Origin of the sequence: Methanosarcina sp., assembly GCF_049706645.1 — an archaeon.
In the GTDB taxonomy this organism is placed as follows: Archaea; Halobacteriota; Methanosarcinia; order Methanosarcinales; family Methanosarcinaceae; genus Methanosarcina.
Window position 1 is genome coordinate 142931 of record NZ_JBNAKP010000010.1, and the last position, 20221, is coordinate 163151.

Below are 20221 nucleotides of genomic sequence, written 5' to 3' on the forward strand. Positions count from 1 at the left end.
CCAGACATATTAAAGTCCAGATCTATTATCTTGAGCACAGATTTTTGCCAAAAATTAAAATACAGGTCTCAGGGATTCACCTGCTCCCTGTACCCGAACTTAACGCTGTAATCCAGATAATAGATAACTTCCGGCTCAATTTTTATCATGATACTATCCGGATCAGGTGGCATATCTGCAGCAATCGGAAATTTGGCTACCAGGATTTCCCCAACTTCTCGCAGTTCTTTTTCATCCGCAATTATCGATGCCTTGCCTTCAATCTGAAGAGCCTGCATATCAAACCAATCGGGGTCATCCTCATCAACAGTATATGCAACGTACGGATTCTGCATAATATTCTGGACTTTTCGCGTATTCTGATTGGTTGCCATATATACAACTGCGCCTTCGGATACATATGCCATTGTATGGGCCATTGGTCTGCCCTGCGGGCTTACGGTTGCAAGGTTCAGGTAGTAATGGTTTGAAAGATATTCGTAAATCTTATCTTTAAGCTCTTCTGCCATAGTCCCCACCAAAATTTTATAACTTTCAATTAAAATTCGTCGGATTGGATTCTTACACCGGATCTGCCAGGACACTGTAAATTCCTGACAGTTATTCCAAACCTGTGGTATAATTTACCAATCCCTGATCAGTTTTCCAGTCCTGTAATAAGTTTCCGGTCCTGGAATCTAAAAAGGGAAAACTCAATTTATCCCATCTTTCCCCCATACAGTTTAGAGGGACAAAATTTATAAATTTTACTTATATCTGCAGTCAGCGGGAATATCTATGCTGTAGCCGCGCGATTTTTCCCCGGAGTAAATCAGAAAGATAGAAATCTCGACTGAGAGAAAAATACCTGATAGGCCTGTGCTGCCACAAGGTACATCTTTTGGAGTTTTTTCCTTTCCTTAACCGAACAAACCGATCTCCTTTTCCGAGAATAATTTAAAAAACTGAAGGGTAATTAAAAAGAATTAAAGGCCAACTAAAAAAGGACTAAAGCCAATTAAAAAAGGATTAAAAACCATTAAAAAAATTAAAAACCATTAAAAAAAGTATTAAAAACTATTAAAAAAAATAAAGAGTAATCAAAAAAAGAATAGAAAGAAAAGTAATTCCTATTTAAGACTTTCTCTTCTTTATACATTCTTTTAGTTTCTCTTCCAGGCGGACCCGGGAGATGAAGACTCCGAACTGCATTGCAATGGTTTCAATAACGGTGCGCACGCTATCCGGAAGCTCGTACTCAAAGCTTGAGGCAAGATAAAAAACTGCAATGATTTCTTTCCCTGATTTTACGGGAATGATTGCGGCGGCCCTTAGATTTTCGTGCCTGAGTGCATCATCTCTCGCGGTAAGGAGAAGATCTACATGCTGTTTGTAAACAGGCTGCCCTATCATAACAAGTCTGGCATTCGGGGAATTCGCACTGTAATGGGAGCCATGTTCGACAAAATTAGGTGAAAGCCCGCGGTGAACGGCAAGCGTCATATCTCCTGTCTCTTCATCGATAAGATAAATGCCTCCGGCGTTGATTTCATCTATTTGAAGGCAGGAATCCAGCAATTTCTCAAGGGTCTCGCTCAGGCAGCTGGAAGTGCTTAGGGCAATGCCAAGGTCCCTCTGAATGTAGAGCAGTTTTTCTTTCCTCTTCCGCTCCGTGACATCCAGAATTATTCCCTTAAGATATTTTACAACCCCGTTCTCATCGGCTTCAATGAAAGTCCTTTCATCAACCCAGCGTACTTCCCCAGATTTCGTCAGGATGCGGTACTCCTGGGAAAAATCCACATAATCTTCCTCGATCCTTCTTAAGAGTTCTCTTTCAACTCTTTCCAGGTCGTCAGGGTGCACAATATTGCCGTACAGAAGTCTTCCGGACGTAAATTCTTCTACAGTATATCCGAATTTCTTTATATTTTCAGAGACAAACTCGGCAGGCCAGTACTTTTCCGGCCTCCAGAGGAAGACTGTCACAGGAACTTTATTTATCACTGAGATCAGCTCTTTTGCCATCTCCAGAGCGTTGCATAAAGCTATCTCGTTCAGGTATTTACAGGCTTTTTGCCTGCCGTTCCCATTCTTTGCCGAGTTCGAAACTGCTTTGAACATTTTATTCTCCGTAAATAAAAATCTTTTACAGAAAGCTATGAGAAAATTTCATGTATTTACATTTTTTGCTTGTAAACATAGAAGTACGCAATAAATTAAAAAGCTTGTGATTTGAATCCTGGAAGGTATCAGAATGCAGAGACTTGAAAGTTAGAATCTGTCAGGAGGTTAAATTATACGAAATATACGAACTGGAAATAGCCGGAGGGAAAAATATATAAATGGGATTCCGATTCAGTGATTTTTAAAGGGTAAAACTATAACTTGCAGGCTTCTTTAAGAACGCATTCATACTTCTTTCCTGCCAGTTTCTCATAAGTTCGGAAACCACAGCGTCTTGTAGAAACAGCCAGCTCACTTAATGCCGGTTTCTTTTTCTCAAACTTATTTCTCTTTCCCGGACTTTTTCTCTTCCTCGGACTTTTTCTCTTCCCGGACTTTTTCTCTTCCTCGAACTTTTTCTCTTTCCCGGACTTTTTCTTTTTTCCTGACTTTCTTCTTTTTCTAAGGCTCTGGAAAAGCCCTCTATTTTGCCGGCCGGAAGAATAAATCAGGTTTTTAATGAATGAGTTATTTTTTTAAATTAATTCTCAAGGTCGATTTGATATATAACCGAAGATATATTTTTAGACAAACCCATATAAAAAATAAAAGTAGAGGAGCTTGAGAATATCGACGACCTTCAGGGAGTATTGAAAGGACAGAGGATTGCTTATTTTTCTATGGAAATAGGGCTTAACAGTGAAATCCCTACTTATGCAGGAGGGCTGGGCATACTTGCGGGTGATACTATTCGCTCGGCTGCGGACCTCAACATTCCGCTGGTAGCGGTAACGCTGGTAAGCAATAAAGGCTATTTCAGGCAGATTCTTGACCCTTCCGGAAACCAGGTAGAGCATACCGAAGAGTGGAATCCTGCCCGCTTCATGACGCTTTTCGCAGAACAGGTAAGTGTGAAAATCCAGAACCGGGAGGTTAAAATCCGGGCCTGGCTGTATAATTGTAAAAGCCTTACAGGAGGCAGCGTACCCATTATTTTCCTTGATACCGATCTCGAGGGGAACGATTGGGAAGACCGCAGAATTACGGATTCTCTCTATGGGGGAGACCAGCGCTACAGGCTAAAGCAAGAAATCGTACTCGGGATAGGGGGAGTTCGGATGCTTGAGATCCTGGGCTGCAAGGTCAGAAAGTATCATATGAACGAAGGGCACTCAAGCCTGCTCGCCCTGGAACTCCTGAGGCGTAACGGCACCGACCCTGTGAAAGTGAAGGACCTCTGCATTTTTACCACGCATACCCCGGTAGAAGCCGGGCATGATAAGTTTGACTACGGGCTTGTCGAAGACCTTATTCAGGACCGAAACGATGTGGATATCCTCAGAAGATTCGGAGGAGCCGACCGCTTCAATACAAGTCTTTTTGCCCTTAACCTGTCGAATTATGTCAACGGGGTCACGAAGAGGCACAGCCGGATCTCAAGCGAACTCTTCCCCGGTTATAAAATCCAGGCGATCACAAACGGCGTCCACTCCTATACCTGGACTTCCCCTTATTTCAGGAACCTGTATGACCGCTACCTGCCAGGCTGGGCAAATGAACCTGAACTTCTGGTAAGGATAGACGGAATCCCGGACAGCGAAATCTGGGAAGCTCACTGGAATGCAAAAAAAGCCCTGATCGATGAGGTGAATAAAAGGACAGGCGTGGGCATGGACTACGACACTCTGACAATCGGCTTTGCGCGGCGCATGACCGCATATAAGCGCGCAACATTAATCCTGTCAGACCTCGAAATGCTCAAAAAAATAAACAAACGGGGCAAGATCCAGCTTATTTTTGCAGGCAAAGCCCATCCGCGTGACGAAGCCGGCAAAGAGCTTATCAGGGAGATCTTCAAAAACATAGAAATCCTCAGGGAAGATATAAAAATTGCCTTTCTCGAAAACTACGATATGGATCTCGCCGCAAAAATGGTATCCGGGGTCGATATCTGGCTCAATACCCCAACCCGCCCCTACGAAGCCTCCGGCACAAGCGGCATGAAAGCTGCCCACAACGGGGTCGTGAACCTCAGCGTGCTTGACGGCTGGTGGATCGAAGGCTGGATCGAAGGCGTGACCGGCTGGGCAATAGGCCCTCAGCCCGAAGAAAACCTCTCTGAAGAAGAAGCGAAAGCCGCCGAACTCAGCGACCTTTACAATAAGCTGTATTACATCATCGTCCCCATGTACTACGGGCGCAGGGACGAGTGGGTTAAGCTAATCAACAATTCCATTGGCATGATAGCCTATTATTTCAACTGCCACAGGATGATGCGGCGTTATGTAACACATGCCTACCTGTAAACAATTACTGTTAGAAGTCACAGGAGTATATGGGTTCGGATTTTATCCCCTGAACCCAATATCATCATTCAAGGCTGGCAATTTTTTATTTCGTGGATCTGACAGCTTTCGAAGGGTTGATTGAATAAAATTTTGATTTCAGCCAGCGGGCGGAAGCTGGCAGGCCGGAGAAAAAGAAGGTAAAAGTGCTTCTGGAAGGGTTTCTCTTTGGATTTGCTAGGGGTTCTCTACCGGTCAGAAGGATTCAGGATCTGTTTGAGAAGGTATTTGGGGTTCTATTGTAGTTCTCGCATTAAAGGTTGAGGTAATAGGTAATGCGGAAAAGCACAACTCTATGTTTATCTATACACTCAATCATTACAACCTTTTTGACATTACTAACCCTGCTGTATATCTTGAATAAGATCTAGAATTGTAGATACCAAGTCTGAAGTAGTTAGGCATTTGTCACCAAGCTTCTCAAAATTACCTTTAAATCTTGGAGAGGCATTTGGATAAAAAATCTCAAAGTTGTTCCAAACTTCTTTCCATATATCCTCAGCCATGTATCCTGTAGCTCCAATGGGAAGCGGTAGAACTCCATCTTGAACGCATAAATCAAATTCCTGCCTCATTCCATCAGATAGGACAATATTATTTGCAGAATCAAGCTTGTTTCCATAAACGAAAATAGCAATTCCAGCTTGCTCAATCATAGACTTTCGATATTTAGTCCTTTGATCTGCAAGGCTTATTCCATCTGTTGTAAATTGTGGAAACGGGCGCATTACTATATCTTCTTCAGAAATTTTTTTCCCTGCATCGTTCAAATAAGCAAGCACACTATTTATAACGGCATCTCCTACACCAAGTCCAAAACCAGTGATGATACGGTTCGTATTATTATTACAATTCATATTATTCTGGTTTTTATTCAAGGCTACCTGCTTGCTTAATTCGTAAAGAAATGATCGCGCATCTATTGAAGATAAGTTTCCATATACTTCAGCTGCACCTGAAATAAAGATTGAAGAGAGCTTATAAGTCTTAGCAATTTTCATGAGTAACTCAGTGATATCTTCGTATTCATTTACTAGAACAGTCTGAATATTAAAACGTTTCAAGTCGCGAATAAAATACTGTTGCTTTAGTTCACGATGCTTAAACGATTCGTCAGTTTCATTTACTGACTTAGAAACTTTTCGTTGAATAAAATAGTGCCTTCTTTGATGATTTTCGTACAGTGCTCGGACTCTACTAAGAATATAATCGATGTTTGGATCTTTAAAACTAAATCCTAAAAACAAAAACGTCTTCTCAATAAGGTCCCCTCTGAGGGCGGAAATAAAAGGAGACATTTTGAGTGGATAAGATTCATAATCATCTTTTAAAATCACCACATCATAAGGATGATCAACATCGCCGTGCATTTTATAAACTACAACGTCACGGTCGGGCCGTGTGACCGAAAGTTGTTTCAATGTATATTTAATGTCTGGAACCTTTTTAGCTTCAATCAGCGCAGTTTCAATAAGTTTATCATAGTTTGTAGTCCAATATGTTTGAATTGGCAACTGTGCCAAAATTTTATGATTTTGAGTTGGATTTTTTGTTTGGCTAAAATAATCTAAGATCAGTTGTGTAAGCTGTGATCGGTTACCACCTGCTTGATTACAATGATATTGTGCAATCGTAATCAAATTCAATTCATGATCTTCATCCGGGTCCAGTCCGAGATCATTAATAATGTCTTTTAGCAAACCTTTCCAGTCTGCATACCCAGCGTTTTTGGAAAGTCCTGCACCAGCAAAGACAGCCACATTTTTATTATGGAGCTCATGAACAAACTCACGAATAAAAACGCTTTCTGAAATGGATTCTATGACCATGATAATTTCTTCTTGTTAAAGATTTGATATCAATATAGAGTACTTCATCTTTTTTCGAGAAGAAATACAAAATTTAACTTTCAACTCAATTATAGTATGTTTAATCTCTGTATCTAATCCATTAAGAAGAGATAAGTTCTTAAGTTCTTTCTTTTTTATTGAAATAGGTGTTTTACTTTGGATTCTGGTGAGTATTATTCTTTAAAAAATAAAGGCATTAACTTTTTCAAGCGAGGATTGTACAAAGAAGCCATTGAATGGTTTGATCGAACCCTTAAAATCAAGCCTGATGACTGCAGTTCTTTGAGAAATAAGGGAATTTCTTTAGTCTGGTTGGGTCGGTATAAGGAAGCTATTGAGTGCTATGACAGAGCCCTCAAAATTATGCCTGATGACTACGATTCTTTGAGATGTAAAGGCATTGCTTTATTCTATTTAATAAGATACGAAGAAGCAATTAAGTGTTATGATCGGGCTCTTAAAATCAAACCTGATGACTATGATTCTTTAAGAAACAAAGGGGTTTCTTTGTTTCAATTGAAACGATATAAAGAAGCTATTGAATGCTACGATCGAGCTCTTAAGTTTAAACCTGATGATTATGATTCATTGAGGGAGAAAGGTGTTGCTTTAAGCTGCATGGAAATGTATAAAGAGTCTATTAAATTTTTCGACAGAGCTCTTAAAATCAAGCCAGATGATTATATTTCCTTAAGACGCAAAGGTGCTTCTTTACACTGGTTAAAGCGATATAAAGAAGCTATAGAGTACTATGATAAAGCTCTTAAAATCAAACCTGATGACTATGACTCTTTGAAGGGAAAAGGCATTGCTTTAGGCTTCTTAGGAATGTATAAAGAGGCCATTGAGTTTTTAGATCAAGGACTTAAAATCAAACCTGATGACTATCAATCTTTAGAATTTCGGGATAATATTTTGGAGAAGATGAAGGATAGTAGAGATATTAAAACCAAAAAAGAAAATGAGGATAAAACAAAACAAGACGTCTTTAAATACGACATAGCTCTATCATTTGCTGGCGAAAATCGGGAGATAGTAGAACAAATAGCTGAAAAATTAGCTGAAAATAATATTCAAATCTTTTATGATGAGTATGAAAAAGCAAAGCTATGGGGAAAGAGATTATCAACACATTTTCAAAAAACATATGGGGAGAATACTTGCTTTGTCTTAGTCTTCGTTTCTAAAGAGTATTCATTAAAAGATTGGACAAACTTCGAATTTTCTATTGCACGAGGCGAGGCAAAAGTTAGGGGAACTGAGTTTATCTTGCCTGTTAGGTTAGATAACACGCCCCTATTTGGTTTGCCTGATGACATGGCCTACCTAGATTTTAATACAGAAGGAATTGAAGGTATAGTTAGCGCAGTTATAGCTAAACTAAAGGATTAGTCATATTGTTAGAGGAAATTCAGTTTGAATTTGTTCGGCAATTCTACTACTCATTTTTACTTTTTCTCGAAGTGTCAGAGTCTCCCTATACTGCTTTGCTTCGGCCATCAATATGAATTCAATATTTCCATTCAACTCTTTGACTGCCGTTTCAATCTCTTTAAGCGCAACATTGTAAAACTCTTTTCGGCTATTAACTAAATTCAAACTTTTTTCATTAAAACGCCTATGTAATTTAGCTTCTAGCTCAGGGGCATTTTCAGAATGAATTAAAGCATGCACATCAAAATCAAAAGGAACAGACGCACCAAATTCTCGAATTCTATCTAATGGTTCTAGCCTTCGTGTCATCCCAATTTTGTAAACATCCTCCCCAAAAGAACCAATATTTGAGATTACATAAACGTACCCACTTTTTGTCACTTGAGCAATTGAGAGAGCTCTTCCTTTTTCCTGAGCTTCTTTAAGTTGCTGTTCGAGATTCAATATTTTATCTTTCAGTTGTGTTACTTCTCCACTTGTTGTCGTTTCAATTTCTTTTCTAGCCTCATCTAGGGCTTTTAGACATTGTTTTTCTTCATTTTCAGCCGCTTTTCTTGCAGCTTCAAATTCTCTTATCGCTTTTTCCTCTTCCCGCATCTGCTCTTTTACTACTCTTTGCTCTTCCTTTTCTTGATACAATTTTTCCTGACGTTCATAAACAAGATGTAATTCTTCCAGTTTCAAACTAAAATACTTATTTGTAATTTTTATATCCAATGGAGCAACCAGCTTGTTAATTTCCTCATACGCTCTTTCAATCCTTTCTTCCATCTTTGACACGTTGTTCCATTTTACTTTTAGTACAGCAGCGTCACACTCACTATTGAAATCACGCAATGCAAGCTTTCTGTTCCGAGCAATCATTTCTGCCCCCTTCTTTTTATCACCTTCAACGCTCCATTCTTTTGAGCACACAGAAGCTGCCTTATCTTTTATGAGCTGTTTTTGACGTTGGTGGTTAGTTAGTATCCGTTTTTGATATTCACTAGAAGTATCAAAATCAAAATGAGGTTTGTATAATCCATAGGAAATAATTTCTAAGTTTTCTTCAAGTGAGTTGATTTCACTTAATAATTTATCATATATAGTTCGTTTGTTTTTATAGTCTAAAATCATCTCATTAGTTTTGGCCTGTATTTCATTCAATTTTTGATTTTCTTTAGTAATCTCTGATCGAATATCCGTAAGATCTTTGAAATCCTTTAACGTTCTCTCATATGTCTCTTTTCTTTTCTTGTAATCTACATTTGTTTCATCAATTTTAATTTGAATTTCTTTTAATTTTAGATTTTCTTTTGAGATTTCAGAATCGATATCTGTGACAGTTTTAAAACGCTCGTATAATTTGTTGTATTTTAATTTTTGTTTAATGTAAAAATATATAATTATGATTAACAAAGGCATAAACGTAAAATCCATCAGTGTCACCTTTTAACTTACTTGATTTTTAAAATATTTTTATAACTTCAAAAGTTTGAATGTTATAAAAATAATTCGAAATCTATTCAAATTATTAGAAGCATGTTGAAATTGTATGGAATTTTATACTTTATTCAAGAAAAAGACAAATATTTAAAAAATCAATAAAAAATTAACAATTAGAGGGCTACTCCCAAAAACAATTTTTTCCTTAACATCTGGATTTTCAGGTTTGCTTTTAAAATTAAAAATTCGGTTGGTTACTGTATTTAATTTCCTTAAGCCTTAATCTATCCCCCGAAAGAAGTTTTACCCAAGCCTTAACCCTCTCCAAAACATGGCTGTTAAGGGTAAAAGGCTTATTACTTTTGGCTTTTTGCTTCGCGTTGACGACATAAAAAACAGATAAATTCAAGAATCTTTTGTATCCCGTGAAAAAGGATACTCTCTTATTACCAGATATTCGTACATCACCGCCACTATCCACCCAGTAGCCGCTCCTAATTGAGTCCAATCGTTTGAAATTCTATAACAATAAGCAATGACTACGATATTAAGAACGGAAAGTACCATTGCAAGGATATGTAAATTCTTTTGAAAACGTGCAGTTACTTGCATTATTTCTCCCTCATTCCCACAATCCTGAAAGAATACTTATTTTTTTGATACATTAAATAAAAAAATTAAACAACACTATCTACTGCCGCTAAGCTAACCTCAGAGGCGAGATGTTTTTCAGAGAAAAACATCTCTTTGTCTGATGCGATAATAACAGCGGCAATAACAATGAGAACAACAGTTTCAATACATTTTGTAAATTGGGTTATTGCCAGGATCTCCTGCGAGATATTGATGATAAAGTGAAAGAGGATCGCAGCCAGAACGCTTTTTCCGTTTTTTATGCAGATCCAGCTGATAATTACTCCCATAGGGATGATGCTGACAAAAAAATTCACGCCAAACCAGATATTTTCGTGAAAAATCTCATACTGATAGGAGTTATTGACAAATATCAGCGGAAAGTGCCAGAGCGACCAGAGTATGCTGAAAATAATCGATGCCGTAAAGTAGGTGTACTTGCTCTGGAGACTGTCAAAGGCATATCCCCTCCATCCAAGCTCTTCAAAACTGGCGGCCAGGAAAAGAAGAAGCAAGACAGGGACAAATCCTGTTGAAAAAGAGAAGCCGTCGGCAAGTTGAAATTGGGAAGTCGATCCGCCGAATGGAAGAGAAAGAATAATAGATGCAAGAATAGTGAGCGGCATTATTAAAACAAATACCGGCAGCACTTTGGGCTGTATCAGTCTGAGATTGATAAGCCGGTTGAGAAAATCTTTTATTAAATCCGAATTTTTAGACTTAAAGATTATAAAAAGTGAGATAAGAAAAGGCGCCATCAATCCGGGAAGCATAACCAGCATATACAGCCCGCTTTTATCGTCCTGAAAACTTAGATACGCCCCTGCAAACCAGAGAGTATAAGTTACGATAAAGGTTGCAACAAAATATACCCTGGGCCTGTACCTGTAGTCAGGAATCATGTGTTCGTCCAAATTTAAATGCCATAACCCTGTTCTTGTTTTTTATATTCAACCGAATTTAACGTCAAAAGTAAGTAAACTGTTTTTAATTTTTTGTCTATTTTTGCCTATTTTTTGTCTAATGCAAAAAATGCAAGAAATCATATAACCCGTTAAACTATTTCCAATATATATGCTTTCTTATCGGCACTGTTATGCTGTTTTTCTGAAATGGGAGGATATTTCCTCTTTTCTTTGCTGGTGTTGTGCAAAATAAATTAAAACGACTAAAACAGCTTTTACCAGGCTTATTTTCAGGCATTTTCAGGCATTTTCAGGCTTGATACAATTTTCTTAATCTCCTTCTCGCCTTCAGGGATGAAAGCTATAACTGCATATGTATTCCTGGAAGTTACAGAAAGTCAAAGAAACAAACTTTTTTATAAAAGTAAAACCTATACAGCTGATTTAATATTTAATCAGACTCACTTTAAAATAGCCCATTCAGTGAGTTTTGTCTTAACATTTCTAAGTTTATAGTCTGTAAGGAGAACCCTCAATAAAAGTGAGTGATGAAAATGAATGAGAAAGATCCTGGGTATGCAGGGAAAAACTGGCAAAAATTAAGATTTTACATTATAATTTTCGTTTTCCTGATTCTACTGAATGTATTTATTTTTCAAATCCTTATTCAGTCCAGGCCTCCGCTTATACCGTCAAATTCGATTGTGTGGGTCGCTGGCGATGGGAGTGAAAACTTCACCTGTGATGGAATTGATGATCAGGTAGAAATAAACCAGGCTCTTGCATATGTTGCAGAAAATCCGCAGTTCACTACAGTTTATTTGAAGGGTCCGAATACATATGTTCTCTCAGACACTGTCTTCATTGGAAATAATACGACCCTTGAGGGCGATCCTACAGCAGTAATTAAACTTATAGACAACGCGGACTGGCCAGCATTTAAACCCCTGATTACGCAGATGGACAGTACCGGAATCCATGGAGTCACTATAAAAGGATTCGAAATCGACGGAAATCATGACAATAATCTGGATAAAAAGAAGGGATATGGATATTACAATATGATCCATTTCCGCAATTCCAGGGATATTCAGATTCATGATATGTACGTTCATGACGGGCATGGAGAGATGATTAAAGTAGACAACGGCTCCGGTATTCAGTTTTATAATAACCTCGTATATAAAACGGGGCATAATAGTCTTTTTGCCGAAGATTCCGAAAAAATAGAGGCCTGGAATAATAGCATAACCGTCAGGACTGATTCCGGTTTTAGAATGAGGAACTCAAACCACATAAAAATCCATGATAATGCAATAGACTCCTTCTACGACTGGAGTGCAGGCGGCGCTGGAATTCTGATTGAAAAAACAGAAGGTGTCGTTAACGACGTAGAGGTCTATAATAATTCTATCCAAAAAACTTACGGGCCTGGAATCTGGTTGATAGGTTGTTCTCAGTCGTATCCCAGGGACGAGGCTAAGAATATCCACATTTATCATAATACCTTTTACAATACCGGTACAAACCCGAGTATTGACTGGGTAGGCGGTATAGTGACAAGTGGATTTTACGATACCCTCATCGAAAACAATACCTTTGACGGGGTATATCACGGCGCAATTATTCAGATGTATCCTACAGGCGGTACTCACATTTATCCTACATACAGCAATTCAGGTCACATTGACCTTTCACCTAAAGATACGGGATATACAACAATTGTCCGCAATAATATTATCGCAAACACCAGACAACGTAGTAAAGATCCTGATGGAACAGGATATGGAGTAGTTAATTATCTCCCTGAAACACATACAATTGTGCTGGAGAATAACTGTCTGTACAACAACTATGCTGGTAACTACCTGAACTGCACATCAACTACTGATATCTATGTAGATCCTCTCCTTTTGGACCAGAACATTGGCGCCGGATATTCTTCAAACCAGCATCCAAAAAATATTAATCAGGACACCATAGATTCCGTCTTTATACGAAGATGTTCATGACGCGTCTGGAGCAATATTGATGCATAGGGCCTGAAACAGGGCCAGCTTTTCTTTAGCATGAGAGTACGTGAGACGTATATTCTCATGTACTCTTTCCATTTTTCCTATCATAGAGTTTATTCCATTAATCGTTATTTCCATAGATCATCCGAGAATGTCTTTATCTCAATATTCTTCTTTTGAAATTTTCCTGTTTCATATCTTACTTCTTCTCTTACTCAGAAACACTCCAAGCAGCCCGATAATACCGTAAATCATTTCAAACCCAGGCATACCTGTGATTTTTTCCTTTTTCTCAGAAGTATGTTCAGCATCTGCTGCCATATCCTGAGTATTATTTTCCGGATTTTCGGTTTCAGGTTCAGGCAGGATTTCAATCACATTTTCCTTTGCCTTAAGCTTGCCTGTTATTGCAAAAGGCGAGAATCCAGGGGTTTCGGCTGTGAAATACAGGTATTTGTTATCTTCCCTGAGCAGGGTGGCTGGCAGTTTATTCCATTTTTTGTCATTGTACCTGTCAAGGGTGATTGAAGCCTGGTCAATGCCTTTCTCCTGAACCCGGGATTTTTCGACTTTGAAACAGATGACCGCATTTTCGATGCTTCTATCAGTTCCGTATCCGCCGTTTCCAACCCAGATATTGAGGTAATCGCAGACCTCGCCCTCGGGCGCATCCGGCGTAAGCGTGGATTTACCTTTCAGCATCTCGACAACGGTTGTTGTCCTTCCAGCCGCCTTCTTTGAATCAAAGCTTAAATAAACAATAGAGGTAGCGTTCTTCGGGAAATCAAACTTTACAGGCTTTCCGCTCGTAATGTAAGTCTGCGAAAGTTCCTTTACTTTTACATTCCTTGCAGGCTCAGGGGAACCGCCCGCGCCACCGCTGCCGCTGCTGCTCCCACCACTTGAACCGCTGTCTCCACCGCTGCTTCCACCATCGCTTCCTCCATTGCTTCCACTGCTTGAGCCGCCGTTTTCAAGTGCAGTTATTGTAGCCGTTTTTGACGAGTTTCCGTCAGCGTTGCCTGCTATCAGGCTGACTTTGTAGGTTCCGGCTGAAAAATATGTATGTGTTGGATTCTGCTCAGTCGAAGTAGACCCGTCTCCGAAGTTCCAGTTCCATGAAACTGGAGACCCGGTGCTGGTATCATCAAACTGGACAGTTAATGGGATATTTCCGCCTGTTACATTTGAACGGAAATCAGGCGACGGGGATTGTCTCACTGCTGTTATATAATTCATTTTTTGAATCGAATTTGATCCTCTGCTATTCGACACGGTCAATGTAACAGAGTAATTTCCGGCATTTGAATATTCATGTACCGGATTCTGGCGTGCTGACCTGTTTCCGTCCCCGAAATCCCATGACCAGGAAGCCGGAAGTCCGGTTGATGTGTCTGTGAACGCTATGCTCAGCGGCCGGTATCCGGCTGTGCAATTACTGATGAAATCAGCAACCGGAGCTGCTGCCTGCACAACCTTAATTGTCTTGAGCATGGAATTGCTGGAAACGTCATTTGTTACCGTTAGATTAGCCGTATAAATTCCTGGTGCCGTATATGTGTGAATAACGTTTGCAGTACTGCTCGCAGGTGACCCGTCCCCGAAATCAAGTATTTCGGTGGCCGGGTTGACACTGTAATCCGTAAACGTCACGTTTTCCCCGGCCAGCAGGCTATTTGCAGAAACCGTGTAATTTGCAGTCACATTAGAAAATCTGGGTACCTGTTTCCAGGAAGAATTCCCCAGATCTCCCATGTGATAAAATACTCCGCCGTTCTGACTGGTATAATTTAGAATATAGTCCAGTCTTGCGGTTGAAGTTTGATAGGGTCCGGTAATGTTTGGAGTAATCCCATGCCCGAATAAAACCAGTACACTCCCTGTTTTTATTGCGTAATCGATTCCGTTTTCTATAGACGGCAGGCTGGCATCAATTGCCTGGTCATCGATTTCAACGCCGTATAGGAGTTGCGTATCATCCCAATTATAGTAAGCCAGCGCTGTTTCATTTATATTCCCGTTTACTATCGTGGGAGTTCTCGTTCTAAGCGTCCGGAAGTATGGAGCTAGTGCTGCATCTGAAACTGCATTCCTGCTTGAGTGGGGGTATGCGAGAGTATAAACCGGATAACCATAACGGGTAATTTCTACGATGTTGGGGAATATTTCCCTGTCTAGCCACACTTCAGGAGAGTTACTATTTATAAATACAGCTGAATCGATATGATTGTACCCGTGCAGAGCTATTTCCCATCCGGCTGAATACAGCGCATCCAGTTCTTTTAATTCAATTGCAGCCTGTGGTCTGGTGCTTACGTTATTTACATTAATAGTGCACGTAGCATTATACTTCTGGAAAATTGGTAAATATTGATGACAGGATCGAATACGTGCTGAATCGTCCCAGGATAAAGCAATGCCCCCCGGCTTGCTTAAATTCTTTATACTTCGAAGGTCACTCGCATATAAATTTAATATCTCGGATGAATTTAATGTTCTGTTATACAGGTAAAAAGCATATACCGTGCCGTTTAGCCCGTAAGTAGTATCTGAAGAAGATCCTATCGTCCAGTTCTCAGCGGTATAGCTCGGGCCTAAAGCCGCTGCCGTATAATTTACGCCTCCCCCATTAGCGACTCCATTGATGTATAATTGGGCATGAGAACCGTCATATGTCACAATAGCTTCATAGTCTTTGTTAGGCTGTATACGAGTTCCACTGGAGGCATGAATTGCATGGCCGTCTGCATAAACTTCATATGTCAGCATGGAATTCGTATGGTCAATGCTGATCCTGAATGCGGTATTTCCTTTGGAAACCAGATATGTATTGCGAGCCGGATTGCTTGAATTGTAACGGAAAAATAACCCGAATGTTATATGAGGATCAGTAAATGCCAGTTGTCCATTGTCAGGTATTGTTATTCGATTTTGTCCGTTAAAATGTCTTCCTACTTGTCCGGTTGGCAGAACAAAGGTTGTACTGCCGTTATTTATACCGTTATTTCCGTGTCCCGAATTGTCAACTATAGTATTTCCAGTATCTGCAGACCAGTTATAATAGACAAGTTGATCTGTATCTGCATGCGCAGTGCCGACCAGACTGATTATAAATATAAGAAATAACCCCGGTTTTACATATTTTTTAAAACTTTGGAATTTCATTATGTCAGACCTCTTCAATGAAGACAATATTAAGCGTTTTACTTTTACGCAGGGCCCAGAGGCCTTCTTTTTCTAATTCTGGTTCAAAAGCTCCATATTCAATCAATAAGCAACTATTTCACTTTTTTAACCAGTTACTACTTTATTTTTATTCTTTGAGTGTCTATATGTACGAGACATATGCCTGGACTTTTATATGTTAAAAATTCCCCATTTTCCAGAACGCTCAATTTAATAATATCAATAAAGTCTATTTCTGAGAGGTTAATCTGATTGATAAACAGTATAAATATTCTTTATCAAAGTTAGTACAACTTCCTAATATTTATATTTAAGTCATCCACGCCTGTAATCTACTTCACGAATAGTTTTACTAAAAAGTCAATATAGTTTTGAATGGGGACTCAACAAAAAAGTTAATTTAGTATCGAGTGCAAACACTCAAATTAAGTCGCCTGATGTTGTATAACTGCTGTCAGCATGGAAAAACACGAAAAAGCTGTTCAGCGAACCTTGTATGATAAAGAAATTCGCGGAGAATAGTATAATTAAGTTTTAATCATCAGATGTACTGATAAAGAGTATTTTAATTTACTAAATGGGGAGGTTTAAGTGGATAAAAAAGTTATTCGCAATATTCTGGTATTTATTGTTATTGTTATTGGCAGTGGATGGATAGGTGTTCTTGTAGATTCTGTCCTTACCGACCAGCCCAAAGGCGATTCTCCTGGTATGGGTATATGGCTGGTATTGCCTATGCTGGCTGCAATTGCAATCACTATATTTTCAAATGGCAGCTGGAAGGATTTTGGTTTCAAGCCGAATTTCAAAGGAAACGTAAAATGGTACTTGATTGCTGCTTTGATTTTTCCTGTTGTAACAGCAATAGTTCTAATAATCGGAGTTACAATAAAATGGATTGACTTATCAACATTCGACCTCGGACCATTAGTTTTGCTGTTTTCCAGTACTCTGTTAATTAATTTTATCATTGATATTTTCGATGGGCCTCCTTTGTATGGTTATCTGACCTCACAACTCACCAGATTAAATCTTAATGATTGGTGGATATATCTCACTGTTGGCAGTGTTTGGGGAATGTGGCATCTTCCATATTACCTGGTCTTTTTACCCGAAACCGACATACAAGCGGTGTTACCTGTCAGCCGAACTATAATTTCCATTGTTTCCATTATAACAATGGTATTCTGGGCGGTGATGTTTATTGAGCTTTACAGGGTAACAGCATCAATCTGGCCGGGTGTTGTATTACATATGGTAGAGGATTCGCTAATAAATCCTTTAATTATATCAGGCTATATCAGCATTGTATCAGGAAAAGAGATTTTTGTTTCACCAATCTACGGGATTATTACTTCAATTCTTTACTTATTTGTTGGACTTGGAATAAGAACCTATAGAAGAAAGGCAAACCAGATACTTTTAGTTGATAGAGAATTAATTAATGAAAAATTAGTTAATAGAGAATAGTATTTTTTAATCCCAAAAATTAATTTTTCTCCGAAGCCAGCCTTTTAACCTTTGCACGGGCTGTTTCAGCCTGGGTTTTGAGCCCTTTGCTTTCCCACAGGTTAGCTGCGATCTTAAAGGCGTTTTCCGCTCCTTTGGAGTTGCCAAGCTGCAGGAAAACCCTGCCCTTTTCATACCAGGCGTCTGGAAAATCCGGTTTCTGCCGGGTTGCCTTTTCAAAAGCGTGCAGGGCTGCTTTTTCAGAGCCGGTTTCAAAAAGCACTTTTCCCCTGAGATGCCAGGCCCCTGCGTTCTCAGGTTTTTCTTCAAGGGCCTTTTCAAAAGCCTCCCTGGATTTCTCAAGCTGTCCGAGCCTTAAATGCAGTTTGCCTTTTTCAAACCAGGCGCCTGCATCTTCGGGATGCATTTCCAGGGCTTCCTCGGATTCCTTCAACTCTTTTTCGCACTGGCGCATCCGGGCAAGCACGGCGTCCTTCCCTTCCCAGGCGTTTTTCTGTACCGGGTTCAGGGAGATAGACCTTTCGAAAGCTTCAAGTCCCTGCCCGAGGCGCTCAAGCTTTACCAATGCAAATCCTATATTGGTCCAGAGCCCCGGATGATCCGGATTTAGCCTGGAGGCGCTTTCAAACGTTTCAAGAGCCTCTTCGTAGCGTTTTAGTTTTAGCAGGGTATTTCCTTTATGAAAAAAGGCTGGAAAATGCCGGGGGTTTTCGGAGAGTATCGTGTCAAAAGCTTCAAGTGCGAGCCTGAGCTTTCCCTGCCTGTAGAGAGTCACTCCTTCATCATAAAGGCTTTCTGCACTTTTTTGACTGCTTTCTTCCGGAATCTCGCTTTCGATATGGTTTCTTTGAAGCCCGGATTCCGAAAGATACCTGAAATCCGGAGATACTTTCGAGCCAGGTCTGGAATCAAGGTATATGAATTCCTCTTTTGGCACAAAGGCCTTGCAAATACATCCTGGCTCAACCTTCCGGTTTGTAATAACACAGTACCCGTTAACATGTTTGGAACAGGTCTCGCAGCAGTAAATTCGCCTTTCCAGCCGGTATCGGATCTGGTCAAGCTCGGTAGTAACCAGCCCCTCGTTCAGCCGTGTTTTGAAAGTTTCGTATGGGATATTTTTAATTTTGATATAAACCGTTGAAGGGGCAGGCGGGTCCCATTCTGGGGGGGTTGAGGTTTGTTTTCTGCAAATCATATCGTGGCAGGTCTTCTCCTTATCGAAAATTTTTTCTTTACCGAAGATTCTTTACCGAAGATTCTTTACCGGAAATTTTTCTCTATATGGAGTTCTTCTCTTACTGAAGGTTATGTATTGGAATTAGATGTTTCTCGCAGGTTACATATTTATTACAGTTTACATATTTATTACAGTTTACTTATTTAATTGTATTTCATGCCTGGGAGGATTCAACGTTGTAGTTGAAATCCCACCAGCCGCTTTTCTCACTTTCCTGGCCGTCAGAACCAGCAGCCCATACACGCCATCGGCCAGGTGACTTAACCGCAGGCTCAAAAGAATAACTGGTTGCGGTTATCCCGGACTCCATCCTGGACCTGGCCGAATCCGAAAGCCACAAACCGGAACCCGAATCATACTCATCGATTTCTACCGTATAGCTTGCCGCACCGGGAACAGCTTTCCATTCCAGTGTAATCCCGGACGTGAAATTGTCAAATACCGTTCCATCGGCAGGCGAGAATTGCTCTGGCGTTGAAATCGGTGCAGGAGAGGGAGTAGAAACCGGTTCTTTCGGGGCAGGTGCAGAAGGCTCCTGTACAAATATGACTTTGGTAGCATCTACGCTCCCGAACTCGTTTGTAGCTGTCAGGGTATAAGTTGTGGTTTCACCGGGGAATATACGCTGGCTGCCAGTTAAACCTACGGTTCCTATTTCGGGCTCTATCGAGACCTGCGAGGCTTCGGAGACACTCCAAATTAAATTGGAGCTCTCTCCCTTCCCAATAGCATCCGGATTTGCATTAAAAGAGCCGATAGATGGCAGACTTTTTTGAGATGCCTGGTCCGCCTGAGATGCCGAATTATCTTGAGATGTCGGATCCCCTTCAGATGCAGGATTGTCCTGAGGTGCTGGATTCTCGTCAGGTGTCAGGCTTTCCTCCGCAGATGAAAGCTCAGATGGGGGAACGTTTTCAGGGGATACAGGATTTTCCTCAACCGCAACAGTACAGTAGGCTGCATCTTCTTTATCGTCGTTTGAAGCTGTAAGTTTGTATGTCGTAGTGCTGGCAGGAGCTACGTTCAGTGTTCCGGTGTGCCCTGCAGCCCCAATATCAGGCTCTATGGTAACGTTTGAAACCCCGGTAACGTGCCAGTTGAGGATTGCACTCTCTCCTGGCTTGATGGAGTCCGGGGTTGCATCAAACGAGCTGATGATAAGAGGCTCCTGAGAGCCTTCACTAACCGTAACCGTGCACGAAGCTATTTTTTCCTTTCCCTTACCGGCAGCTGTCAATTTATAAGTTGTAGTTTCGGAAGGAGATACCGAGAGTGACCCATTCGAACTTACAGGCCCTATACCAGGCTCTATTGTAATATTTTCAGCTCCGGAGACACCCCAGTTCAAAACAGACGATCCACCTGGCTCAATAATTTCCGGACCTGCATTAAAGTTATTGATTTCCAAAATCGCGGCAGGAAAAAGGACTTTAAGGGCGATAGCTATACTCAGTATGGTACCAATCAATTTTAGAACTTCTGGAAATGAGCTCCATAAAGACTTAATTTGGTCCCAGATTGAATTTTGACTGTCTTCTTTATCCATAACCATACTCCATATAACCTGTAAATT

Annotated in this window: 13 protein-coding genes; 4 read left to right on the top strand and 9 right to left on the bottom strand. The window is 40.2% G+C overall.

Going from position 1 to position 20221, the window contains the following annotated elements:
• Nucleotides 1-68 precede the first annotated feature (68 nt).
• Both ACPK8D_RS04065 and ACPK8D_RS04070 read right to left on the bottom strand, forming a co-directional pair.
• The gene (locus ACPK8D_RS04065; RefSeq protein ID WP_424716563.1) at nucleotides 69-509 is read right to left on the bottom strand and encodes a pyridoxamine 5'-phosphate oxidase family protein; all 441 of its coding nucleotides are present in this window, start codon (nucleotides 507-509) and stop codon (nucleotides 69-71) included.
• Nucleotides 510-1113: 604 nt separating this feature from the next.
• Nucleotides 1114-2103, bottom strand: coding sequence for a PAS domain-containing protein (locus tag ACPK8D_RS04070; protein WP_424716564.1), 990 nt, complete (start codon nucleotides 2101-2103; stop codon nucleotides 1114-1116).
• Between the two features lie 671 nt (nucleotides 2104-2774).
• Between ACPK8D_RS04070 and glgP the strand changes: the two genes are divergently transcribed.
• Nucleotides 2775-4451, top strand: a complete 1677-nt coding sequence (gene glgP / locus ACPK8D_RS04075) for an alpha-glucan family phosphorylase (RefSeq protein WP_424716646.1) — start codon at nucleotides 2775-2777, stop codon at nucleotides 4449-4451.
• A 377-nt stretch (nucleotides 4452-4828) separates the two neighbouring features.
• Here the strand turns inward: glgP and ACPK8D_RS04080 are convergent, their stop codons facing one another.
• Complete coding sequence (locus tag ACPK8D_RS04080) at nucleotides 4829-6319, bottom strand: SIR2 family protein (RefSeq protein WP_424716565.1); 1491 nt, start codon at nucleotides 6317-6319, stop codon at nucleotides 4829-4831.
• A gap of 177 nt (nucleotides 6320-6496) precedes the next feature.
• Between ACPK8D_RS04080 and ACPK8D_RS04085 the strand changes: the two genes are divergently transcribed.
• Entirely contained in the window at nucleotides 6497-7732 is a 1236-nt protein-coding gene (locus ACPK8D_RS04085; RefSeq protein WP_424716566.1) for a tetratricopeptide repeat protein, read from the top strand.
• Here ACPK8D_RS04085 and ACPK8D_RS04090 read toward each other — a convergent pair whose 3' ends face one another.
• The 3 genes from ACPK8D_RS04090 to mmrce1 all read right to left on the bottom strand — a co-directional run bounded on the left by ACPK8D_RS04090 (nucleotide 7733) and on the right by mmrce1 (nucleotide 10734).
• On the bottom strand, nucleotides 7733-9193 hold the full coding sequence (locus ACPK8D_RS04090; protein WP_424716567.1) for a DUF4041 domain-containing protein: 1461 nt from the start codon (nucleotides 9191-9193) through the stop codon (nucleotides 7733-7735).
• A 411-nt stretch (nucleotides 9194-9604) separates the two neighbouring features.
• Entirely contained in the window at nucleotides 9605-9811 is a 207-nt protein-coding gene (locus ACPK8D_RS04095; RefSeq protein WP_424716568.1) for a hypothetical protein, read from the bottom strand.
• A gap of 65 nt (nucleotides 9812-9876) precedes the next feature.
• Nucleotides 9877-10734: an MmRce1 family CPBP family CAAX prenyl protease gene (gene mmrce1, locus ACPK8D_RS04100; protein WP_424716647.1), complete on the bottom strand. Its 858-nt coding sequence runs from the start codon at nucleotides 10732-10734 to the stop codon at nucleotides 9877-9879.
• Nucleotides 10735-11291: 557 nt separating this feature from the next.
• Here mmrce1 and ACPK8D_RS04105 point away from each other — a divergent pair.
• Nucleotides 11292-12749, top strand: coding sequence for a right-handed parallel beta-helix repeat-containing protein (locus ACPK8D_RS04105; protein WP_424716569.1), 1458 nt, complete (start codon nucleotides 11292-11294; stop codon nucleotides 12747-12749).
• A 195-nt stretch (nucleotides 12750-12944) separates the two neighbouring features.
• Here the strand turns inward: ACPK8D_RS04105 and ACPK8D_RS04110 are convergent, their stop codons facing one another.
• Nucleotides 12945-15917: a PGF-pre-PGF domain-containing protein gene (locus tag ACPK8D_RS04110; RefSeq protein WP_424716570.1), complete on the bottom strand. Its 2973-nt coding sequence runs from the start codon at nucleotides 15915-15917 to the stop codon at nucleotides 12945-12947.
• Nucleotides 15918-16529: 612 nt separating this feature from the next.
• On the opposite strand from ACPK8D_RS04110, the gene ACPK8D_RS04115 reads away from it, so the two are divergent.
• Nucleotides 16530-17408, top strand: a complete 879-nt coding sequence (locus ACPK8D_RS04115; protein WP_424716571.1) for a type II CAAX prenyl endopeptidase Rce1 family protein — start codon at nucleotides 16530-16532, stop codon at nucleotides 17406-17408.
• 19 nt (nucleotides 17409-17427) lie between these two features.
• Here the strand turns inward: ACPK8D_RS04115 and ACPK8D_RS04120 are convergent, their stop codons facing one another.
• Both ACPK8D_RS04120 and ACPK8D_RS04125 read right to left on the bottom strand, forming a co-directional pair.
• A complete protein-coding gene (locus ACPK8D_RS04120; protein WP_424716572.1) occupies nucleotides 17428-18606 on the bottom strand; it encodes a tetratricopeptide repeat protein in 1179 nt (392 codons plus the stop codon).
• Nucleotides 18607-18802: 196 nt separating this feature from the next.
• Nucleotides 18803-20116, bottom strand: coding sequence for a hypothetical protein (locus ACPK8D_RS04125; protein WP_424716573.1), 1314 nt, complete (start codon nucleotides 20114-20116; stop codon nucleotides 18803-18805).
• Nucleotides 20117-20221: the final 105 nt, after the last annotated feature.

Bases quoted from the DNA above. Each gene is read 5' to 3' on its own strand.
- ACPK8D_RS04080 (WP_424716565.1), bottom strand. From the start codon at position 6,319: ATGGTCATAGAATCCATTTCAGAAAGCGTTTTTATTCGTGAGTTTGTT.
- ACPK8D_RS04065 (WP_424716563.1), bottom strand. From the start codon at position 509: ATGGCAGAAGAGCTTAAAGATAAGATTTACGAATATCTTTCAAACCAT.
- mmrce1 (WP_424716647.1), bottom strand. From the start codon at position 10,734: ATGATTCCTGACTACAGGTACAGGCCCAGGGTATATTTTGTTGCAACC.
- ACPK8D_RS04110 (WP_424716570.1), bottom strand. From the start codon at position 15,917: ATGAAATTCCAAAGTTTTAAAAAATATGTAAAACCGGGGTTATTTCTT.
- ACPK8D_RS04090 (WP_424716567.1), bottom strand. From the start codon at position 9,193: ATGGATTTTACGTTTATGCCTTTGTTAATCATAATTATATATTTTTAC.
- ACPK8D_RS04095 (WP_424716568.1), bottom strand. From the start codon at position 9,811: ATGCAAGTAACTGCACGTTTTCAAAAGAATTTACATATCCTTGCAATG.
- ACPK8D_RS04120 (WP_424716572.1), bottom strand. From the start codon at position 18,606: ATGATTTGCAGAAAACAAACCTCAACCCCCCCAGAATGGGACCCGCCT.
- ACPK8D_RS04070 (WP_424716564.1), bottom strand. From the start codon at position 2,103: ATGTTCAAAGCAGTTTCGAACTCGGCAAAGAATGGGAACGGCAGGCAA.
- ACPK8D_RS04105 (WP_424716569.1), top strand. From the start codon at position 11,292: ATGAATGAGAAAGATCCTGGGTATGCAGGGAAAAACTGGCAAAAATTA.